This window comes from Streptomyces sp. NPDC002133 (genome assembly GCF_040296405.1).
Classification (GTDB): Bacteria; Actinomycetota; Actinomycetes; order Streptomycetales; family Streptomycetaceae; genus Streptomyces.
Genome location: NZ_JBEOXF010000080.1, coordinates 25,790 through 32,749, shown reverse-complemented (window position 1 = coordinate 32,749; position 6,960 = coordinate 25,790). Strand labels below are relative to the sequence as shown.

9 protein-coding genes and 2 pseudogenes are annotated in these 6,960 nt (G+C 68.1%); 7 read left to right on the top strand and 4 right to left on the bottom strand.

Going from position 1 to position 6,960, the window contains the following annotated elements; all coding sequences use genetic code 11:
• The 3 genes and pseudogenes from ABT078_RS38695 to ABT078_RS38685 form a co-directional block, all read left to right on the top strand.
• Positions 1–206 (top strand): annotated as a pseudogene (locus ABT078_RS38695) (hypothetical protein); the annotation flags it as partial.
• A gap of 691 nt (positions 207–897) precedes the next feature.
• A complete protein-coding gene (locus tag ABT078_RS38690) occupies positions 898–1,086 on the top strand; it encodes a hypothetical protein (protein ID WP_351236440.1) in 189 nt (62 codons plus the stop codon).
• Between the two features lie 43 nt (positions 1,087–1,129).
• Positions 1,130–1,894: a pirin family protein gene (locus ABT078_RS38685; protein ID WP_351236438.1), complete on the top strand. Its 765-nt coding sequence runs from the start codon at positions 1,130–1,132 to the stop codon at positions 1,892–1,894.
• A 15-nt stretch (positions 1,895–1,909) separates the two neighbouring features.
• Here the strand turns inward: ABT078_RS38685 and ABT078_RS38680 are convergent, their stop codons facing one another.
• Positions 1,910–2,215, bottom strand: a complete 306-nt coding sequence (locus tag ABT078_RS38680) for a hypothetical protein (protein ID WP_351236436.1) — start codon at positions 2,213–2,215, stop codon at positions 1,910–1,912.
• Positions 2,216–2,307: 92 nt separating this feature from the next.
• Here ABT078_RS38680 and ABT078_RS38675 point away from each other — a divergent pair, with 92 nt between their 5' ends.
• Positions 2,308–2,925, top strand: coding sequence for a TOPRIM nucleotidyl transferase/hydrolase domain-containing protein (locus tag ABT078_RS38675; RefSeq protein WP_351236434.1), 618 nt, complete (start codon positions 2,308–2,310; stop codon positions 2,923–2,925).
• A gap of 256 nt (positions 2,926–3,181) precedes the next feature.
• Here the strand turns inward: ABT078_RS38675 and ABT078_RS38670 are convergent, their stop codons facing one another.
• Positions 3,182–3,841: a formylglycine-generating enzyme family protein gene (locus ABT078_RS38670; protein WP_351236446.1), complete on the bottom strand. Its 660-nt coding sequence runs from the start codon at positions 3,839–3,841 to the stop codon at positions 3,182–3,184.
• A 222-nt stretch (positions 3,842–4,063) separates the two neighbouring features.
• Here ABT078_RS38670 and ABT078_RS38665 point away from each other — a divergent pair.
• Positions 4,064–4,516: pseudogene (locus ABT078_RS38665) on the top strand (tyrosine-type recombinase/integrase); the annotation flags it as partial.
• Between the two features lie 440 nt (positions 4,517–4,956).
• Here ABT078_RS38665 and ABT078_RS38660 read toward each other — a convergent pair.
• Entirely contained in the window at positions 4,957–5,298 is a 342-nt protein-coding gene (locus ABT078_RS38660) for a hypothetical protein (RefSeq protein ID WP_351236432.1), read from the bottom strand.
• A 49-nt stretch (positions 5,299–5,347) separates the two neighbouring features.
• Positions 5,348–5,695, bottom strand: coding sequence for a hypothetical protein (locus ABT078_RS38655; RefSeq protein ID WP_351236430.1), 348 nt, complete (start codon positions 5,693–5,695; stop codon positions 5,348–5,350).
• Position 5,696: 1 nt separating this feature from the next.
• On the opposite strand from ABT078_RS38655, the gene ABT078_RS38650 reads away from it, so the two are divergent.
• Together ABT078_RS38650 and ABT078_RS38645 are read left to right on the top strand one after the other, a co-directional pair.
• Complete coding sequence (locus tag ABT078_RS38650; protein ID WP_351236428.1) at positions 5,697–5,873, top strand: hypothetical protein; 177 nt, start codon at positions 5,697–5,699, stop codon at positions 5,871–5,873.
• A gap of 304 nt (positions 5,874–6,177) precedes the next feature.
• Positions 6,178–6,918 (top strand): peptidoglycan recognition protein family protein, encoded by a 741-nt coding sequence (locus tag ABT078_RS38645; protein WP_351236426.1) that lies wholly within the window; start codon positions 6,178–6,180, stop codon positions 6,916–6,918.
• Positions 6,919–6,960: the final 42 nt, after the last annotated feature.

Below are 6,960 nucleotides of genomic sequence, written 5' to 3'. Positions count from 1 at the left end.
ACGCCGTCGAAGAGGCGCTCAAGCGAATGGCCGGAAAGAAGGACGTACGGCTGGTGTCCTTCAGGCAGTTCTGCGACTGGCTCGACGTCCAGGACGCGAAGATCCTCGCGAAGCTCCGTACCCTCGAGGTCGGACAGTCCCCAGCGGGGGGCTGGAACACCTTCCTCCGTGAGACCACCGCTGAGTACTCCAGCCGCAGATCGTGATCATGTACGTGGTGTCCGTCGTCGGCAGCGTGCCTGCGTGGCGGATGTCCCCGTCTCATCGACCTGATGGTCTCCAGCACGGCAGGGGAGGGGAACTTGCAGGCCGCCGAGGTGAAGGATGGTCGGTACTTCGCCTTCGATACCACGCCGCATGCAGCGAGGCGGTGGAAGGCCGTGGCCAGTTCGGGCGATCGCAGCCGCGCACTGACAGCGGGCGGTTTCGTCTCAGCTTCACGGCCCTGCCACCCACGCGTACGCCCGTCGCGCCGCGGGGGCGCAAACACCTCTCGCGATAGGACAACCAACGCCGCGCCGTCTCTGCCCGCGCGGCTCCGCGCCCACCCCACCCAGCTCCTCTGCCGACCATTTCGCTCATCGCGATCGGCGAAACGATCGGGGGCTTTTTCTACGGTGCCGGCGTCAGTGTTCAGGAGCCCTGGTCGCCCTCGGCATGCTCCTCTGGCGTCAACAGCAGCCGCTCACACCCCCGGCATCTGCCGGTCGCGCCCGGGTGCATAACGCCCCAGGCGCCCTCGTGGCTCCGCCCACGCGCTCGGCCCTGTGGGAACGCGCCCCTGTTTCGCTCCGGGCACTCTCTCGGCCGCCACCTCCGCGTGCCGGCCATGGTCCGGCTGGCGAGGATCCAAGGGCTCACTTAGCGTACTGATGAGCCAGCAGCACGGGAGGCAAAATGGAGGATCTCCAGTACAAGATGATCATGGCCTTGGCCGCGGCGGACCTCGGGGAGCCTCTCTGCGAGCAAGTGGCGGGGATCTGCGCCGAGATTGCCGACCAGCACTGCACTCAGCTCCATGTCGGCTCCTCCGTCGACGACGTTCCTGAGATTCCCGTTCCCATCCTTTCGAGGGCCAAGCTGTGACCACTCACATTCCTGCTGACGGGGGCCGGCGTTGACTTCAGTCATGCAGCCGACCGTCGATGTGCGACGCGGCCGGGATCGTTTCAAAACAAACCTGTCCTGGCTCGATTCCAAACATTCCTTCTCATTTTCCCATCACGTCGACCCGCAAAATACCCATCACGGTCTTCTGCTTGTCAGCAACGACGACATCGTCACAGCAGGGACCGGTTTCGAGACTCATCCCCATCAGGACATGGAAATCGTCACATGGGTGCTGCAGGGGTCTTTGGTACACCAGGACTCCACCGGGCATTCTGGATTGATCTACCCTGGTCTGGCTCAGAGGATGAGTGCGGGAACGGGAATTCTGCACTCGGAGAAGAACGACTCGTGGCGCCTGGAGGGCGGGAGCACCCATGCCGACCCGGTACATTTCGTGCAGATGTGGGTCGTACCGGACGAGGCCGGGATCCCCCCGGGATACGAGCAGCTGGAGATCGACGACGAGCTCCTGCGCAGTGGCCTGACCACAGTCGCCTCCGGCATGGACAAGCACTCCGACACCACCGCCATCCGCATCCGGAACAAGTACGCCGCACTGCATGCGGCCCGGCTCTCGGCGGGCGCCTCGGTCGTACTGCCCGAGGCTCCCTTCCTCCATCTGTACGTGCCAAGAGGCAAAGTCGTCCTGGAGGGCACAGGAGAGCTCCAGGAGGGGGACGCAGTGCGCTTCACTGCGACCGGCGGCCAGCGCATCACGGCCGAACAGCCTTCAGGCGCGGAGATCCTCGTATGGGAGATGCACGCCACCGTCCGGGGCTGGTAGTGGTGCACAGGCCACTCAGCAGGTGACCAGAGGGCAGCGGTACTGCGCAGCGGCAGCAACGGCCACGGGTCGGAGCCCGCCCGCGCACGCGTCGCGGGCGATATCCCAGCCCGTCAGGCCAGTTCCGCTGGAGGCGGACCGCAGGAAGGTCAGGACGGTCGCGCGTGCCGGACCGGACGCGGGAGCGTCGTAGGCAGGATCGCCAGGTGGCAGCGCCATCGGCCAGGCGGTCACGCCCCGGCAGGTGAGGTGGAACCAGACGGCCTTGGCGACCTTCCTGCCGACGGCGGTACAGAGACCGGGAGGTGTGCCGGCGATCATCCTCGTGGCCACCTCCCTCTGCTCACCGCCGATCGAAGCGCACCGACGGTAATTCCCTACCGTGGTGGCCGGTAAGGGCGCAGACTCGTCTCATGGCTGACATGGAGTCGTTCCGGGAGGCGGTCACCGCGTGGGCGGCCGGTGGTCCCGGCGACCCCGCGCGCCGGCTGGCCGCGCGACTGACCGTCCGGGCGGCCGTCCTACTCGAAGGGCAGAGCGACGTCGCAGCGGTCAACGCGCTGGCCGCGAGTCGCGGCCGGAACCTGGAGGCCGAAGGAGTCTGCGTTCTGTCGATGGGCGGTGCGATGAGCGTCGGGCGCTTCGCCCGCCTCCTCGGACCACCCGGCCTGGGCCTCCGCCTCACGGGACTGTGCGACGAGGCGGAGCGTGGCTACTACGCCCGCGGCTTGGAGCGGGCCAGTGCAGCACAGCATGGGTTCTTCGTCTGCGCGGCGGATCTGGAGGACGAGCTCATCCGCGCGCTGGGCGTGACACGGGTGGAGGAGCTCGTCCGGGCGGAGGGCGACCTGCGCGCCCTGCAGACCTTCCTGCGCCAGCCCGCACAGCGGGGCCGCACCTCACAGCAGCAGTTGCGGCGCTTCCTCGGCACGAAGAAGGGGCGCAAGATCCGCTACGGCCGCGTCCTCGTCGAGGCCCTCGACCCCGGCCGCATACCCGCCCCACTCGACGGCCTGCTCACCAGCCTCTGACCGCTGGGCGACATCCAACTCGGCAGACGAACTCGGGCGAGCGCGGGGATCATCTACCGCACGCGTAGCAGCCGGGAGACGTGTCGGGCTTGGATGCCGTCTCATTTGGGCGTGAGATCGACAGCCTGCGGTTGTGGGGATGGTGGAGCGCTTGGTGCCGGAGCCACCTCGGGTTGCGCACGGCAGCAACTTCCGTCCGCGTCGTTCGGCCCGTCCGGAGCCACTGCACACCGGCACTTCACCGAGAATGAGGCTGTTATGGCCGGGGCAGTGGTGTGGAGCGCGCGATGCGGAATCCCACGTCGTCGATCCGGAAGGTCGGGTGGCTGCGCCGCCGCACCGACGCCCGGCAGCTCCAGTGCTCGTCGGCCCATCCACCACCACGGAGCACCCGGTAGGTGCCATACACCTCGGCGTCGTAGACGTCCCAGCACCAGTCCCACACATTGCCCAGCATGTCGTACAGACCCCATGCGTTGGGCTGCTTGCCGCCAACAGCATGGATCCGCCCATCAGAGTTGCCTTGGTACCAGGCGACCTCGTCGAGCTGGCCGTACCGCGCGCCAGTGGTCCCCGCACGACAGGCGTGCTCCCATTCGGCCTCGGTCGGCAGCCGGTACCCGTCTGCGGAGGCGTCCCATTCGGCCGTCTCGTCGTCGACGCACAGGTCATACGCGGGCGTCAGCCCCTCGCGCCGGGACAAGGCGTTACAGAACTGGACCGCGTCCCACCACGAAACACCCTCGACCGGCAGCCGCTCGCCTTGGGTGCTACTCGGCCGTCGGCCTGTGATTAGTGCGTACCGAGACTGAGTCACCGGGAACGCCGACATCCGAAACGGCGCGACCTCGACCGGCCAATTGCTCTGCGTCCGCCGGTCCGACAGCGTCACCCGTCCCGACGGGACGGCAACCATCTCGTTTCCTGTCTCCGCGTCCACAATGGGCCCACCCTACCGGCGTCTTCCCACCGCTCTACCGATCTCTCTGAGGGATCTGAGGAGGCAGCGGAGCCGTTGTCGGACCAGTGCCCAGTACCTCCGTCCGCTCAGCGGTGGGGCCAGATCAACTTCGTACACCGTGGAGCCACTTCTCGCCCGTGCGGTGGAGCCCAAAGAAGCGCTCACAAACAACCATCGACATCGATGCACGCGTACATCGTCGTCGCGTTGCTGACCGGTGCCCGTACCGAGGAACTGCGAGCCCTCACCTGAGACCACGTGTTCCTCAAGGGCCAGCCGGACGCCGACCCGACGCAGCCTCCGCACATGGCGGTGTGGCGCTCGGTCCGGCGCGGGGGAGATACGAAAGCGCGGAAGTCCCGGCGAACGCTCGCTCTGCCAGCGCGTTGCGCCGAGGTCCTCCGGCAGCAATTCGAAGACCAGGGCTGGGAACGGCTCGCTGCTGGCGACAGCTGGGAGGAACACGGGCTCGTCTTCTCCTCGGCCGTGGGCAAGCCGCTCGACGCGACGAACGTCCGGCGTGCCTTCCGCCAGGCCCTCAAGGATGCCGACGGGATCAGCGCTGACGGTTGGATGCCCCGGGAGCTCCGGCACAGCTTCGTGTCCCTGCTCTCCGACCGCGGCGTTCCCCCGGGAGGGCAGCTGATCTGCTGGGAGCGTTGGTTGCGTGGATGGCCGACACGTACCAGGTGATCCGGCGCGAGCAGAGGATCAGCGCGTACGCCCAGGATGCGGAGATCACCGCCACATCGTCTGCACGCCGTCATGGAGAACACCCGGCGCGAAGCTGTCAGCCACATGGACCGGCTGCTCAGGAGGGCGGCCCGGCCGGGAGTGACCAGCGGCGTTGGTGGCCCCAGTCGTGATTGACTGGGGGTCTCTTCGCTGGTGGGCGCGGACGGCTTCGAACTGCCGACATCTGCTTTGCAGGCGCGGTAGGGGCACCTGAGCCGTTTCCCCAGCTCATCCTGCCCGGACGCTGTGACGGGGCTGCGTCCGATGTGGGCTCCGTGGTCGTCCTCGATGACGGTGGCTGACCGCTCGATCTGGCACGGATCTGGTACGCGGGTTCAGAGCTCGATGCGCTCTTCAATGGCGTCGGTTGGCTCTCCGTATCTCAGCACGACGTGCGCCGGCCGAAACGGGAGCGCACGCAGACCAGGCTCCATGACCCGGTACAGGGCGTCCGCATCGGGGCCGTAGGCGAAGAGCACAACCTCACCCCCACCGAACTCGTTGCCGTCGACCTCACCGACACCGGCGGCCTCGACCGCGGCTCCCATGGACCGTTCGGCTTCGAAGACCAGGGACCATTGGTCAGGTTCACCAAGGTCGTCGCCACCGAGTTGGAAGCGAGCGATCACGGCGTGCTCCAGGGGTGGCTCCGGCGAGTGGAAGAGTCTGTCCTGCATGACAGCACCATCCCATCAGGCTCTGACACTCCCCAGTACTGGGGCTCACCTATAGGGCACCACCAGCCCTCGCTACCAGGGACAGTCGCGGGTCCTGCTCATGCTCTGGGGAGTGCGCGGGCCGCGCCCCTGCGTCCAGCCCCTCCGTCCGCCACAGAGATCCGGGCCGCGGGCCGTCGTCCCACCACGACGGCGGCGGGACGTGGACCCGCTGTGTGCGCTGGATCCACACGTCGACCAGCGCACCGTCCTGGACGATCCACAGCCCGAAGCAATCGTCGTCTTCATCGTGGAGCATGACCTGGACGCACTCCGGCCGGTTCCACGGCAGCGCCTTCAGATCTGCGATGACCCCGCGGTGCTGGCCCATCCGGTAGCACTCGAGGTCGGTCGGCACCGTGCCGCAATTCGCGAACGGCGAGCGCCGCTGCGTCCGCCTCAAGGGCTGGACCCTCGACTGCTGGGTCGCGGTCCCCGGGGACCCGCCGACGGCCGTCCCGGACGAAACCCGCCACGTCGGCCCGGCCAACTCCTCGAGTCTGCACGCCGGTTGCTCCTCCGTCCCGATCTCTTGACGGCGTCCTGTCAACGTCCGGACAATCGCACCCACTCACGCCCAACTGGAGGACCGTTGACTCACGGCCCATCTCGCCGCGCCGCGCTGCTGGCGGCAGCCGGCGGTGCGCTCGCGCTGCCCGTCATATGTTCCGGACCCGTGCGTGCCGCCACCCCCCTCCCGCCGGGAAGCCGCGAGCTCCCCATCGTCACGCATCCCCGCCATCCCGGCGCCGTCTATGGCCTCGACACAGCGCGCAACGGCCACGTCGAGCCGTTGAACGCCACCGTCGGCTGTGCCCTGGGCCGAGGAGGGCGGAGCTGATGGCCACGTTCGTCACCCGCTCCCAGTGGGGCGCCAGGGCACCCAAGAGCGTCAGCAGCAACATCACCCCGGCTCAGGGCGGCGTGGTCGTCCATCATGTCGACGCCGTGAAGGTGGCCAAGGCCAACCACGCCGACTGCGCAGGCCAGGTGCGGGGCATCCAGAACTTCCACATGGACTCCAACGGCTGGTCGGACATCGCCTACAGCCACCTCGCCTGCGTCCACGGCTACCTCTTCCAGGGCCGCGGCGAGAACGTCCGTACCGCCGCCCAGGGCACCACGCAGGGCAACGACGACTGGTACGCGGTCTGTGCGCTGACCGGCGGCACCAGCGGCAACTACGACACCATCACCGCCGCACTGATCGACGCCGTCCGCTTCGGGATCAACCGCCTGCGGATGTCGGGCGGCGCCGCGCAGGCCATCACCGGCCACCGCGACCACCACGCGACCGACTGCCCGGGAAATCTGTACTCCCGGGTGCTCAGCGGCGAGGTCAACCCCGGTGGCGGGCCCTTGCCCCACCCCGGGGTCAGTTTCCGCCAGCCGCCGACCTTCGTGCACGCCAGCGTGGCGACCTGGCAGTACCGGATGAACAGCGCGCACGGCTACTCGCTCACCGTGGACGGCCAGTACGGACCGGGCTCCGACTCCGCCTGCCGCAGCTTCCAGTCGAGCAAGGGCCTGAGCGTGGACGGCATCGTCGGGCCGGCCACCTGGGGCGCCACGTTCGCCTAGGACCAGCTGGGGCCCGCCGCCTTCCCGCGACGCACGCCCGTA

Coding starts and splice junctions, on each gene's coding strand:
- ABT078_RS38690 (WP_351236440.1), top strand. CDS start 898: ATGGAGGATCTCCAGTACAAGATGATCATGGCCTTGGCCGCGGCGGAC.
- ABT078_RS38685 (WP_351236438.1), top strand. CDS start 1,130: ATGCAGCCGACCGTCGATGTGCGACGCGGCCGGGATCGTTTCAAAACA.
- ABT078_RS38680 (WP_351236436.1), bottom strand. CDS start 2,215: ATGATCGCCGGCACACCTCCCGGTCTCTGTACCGCCGTCGGCAGGAAG.
- ABT078_RS38675 (WP_351236434.1), top strand. CDS start 2,308: ATGGCTGACATGGAGTCGTTCCGGGAGGCGGTCACCGCGTGGGCGGCC.
- ABT078_RS38670 (WP_351236446.1), bottom strand. CDS start 3,841: ATGGTTGCCGTCCCGTCGGGACGGGTGACGCTGTCGGACCGGCGGACG.
- ABT078_RS38660 (WP_351236432.1), bottom strand. CDS start 5,298: ATGCAGGACAGACTCTTCCACTCGCCGGAGCCACCCCTGGAGCACGCC.
- ABT078_RS38645 (WP_351236426.1), top strand. CDS start 6,178: ATGGCCACGTTCGTCACCCGCTCCCAGTGGGGCGCCAGGGCACCCAAG.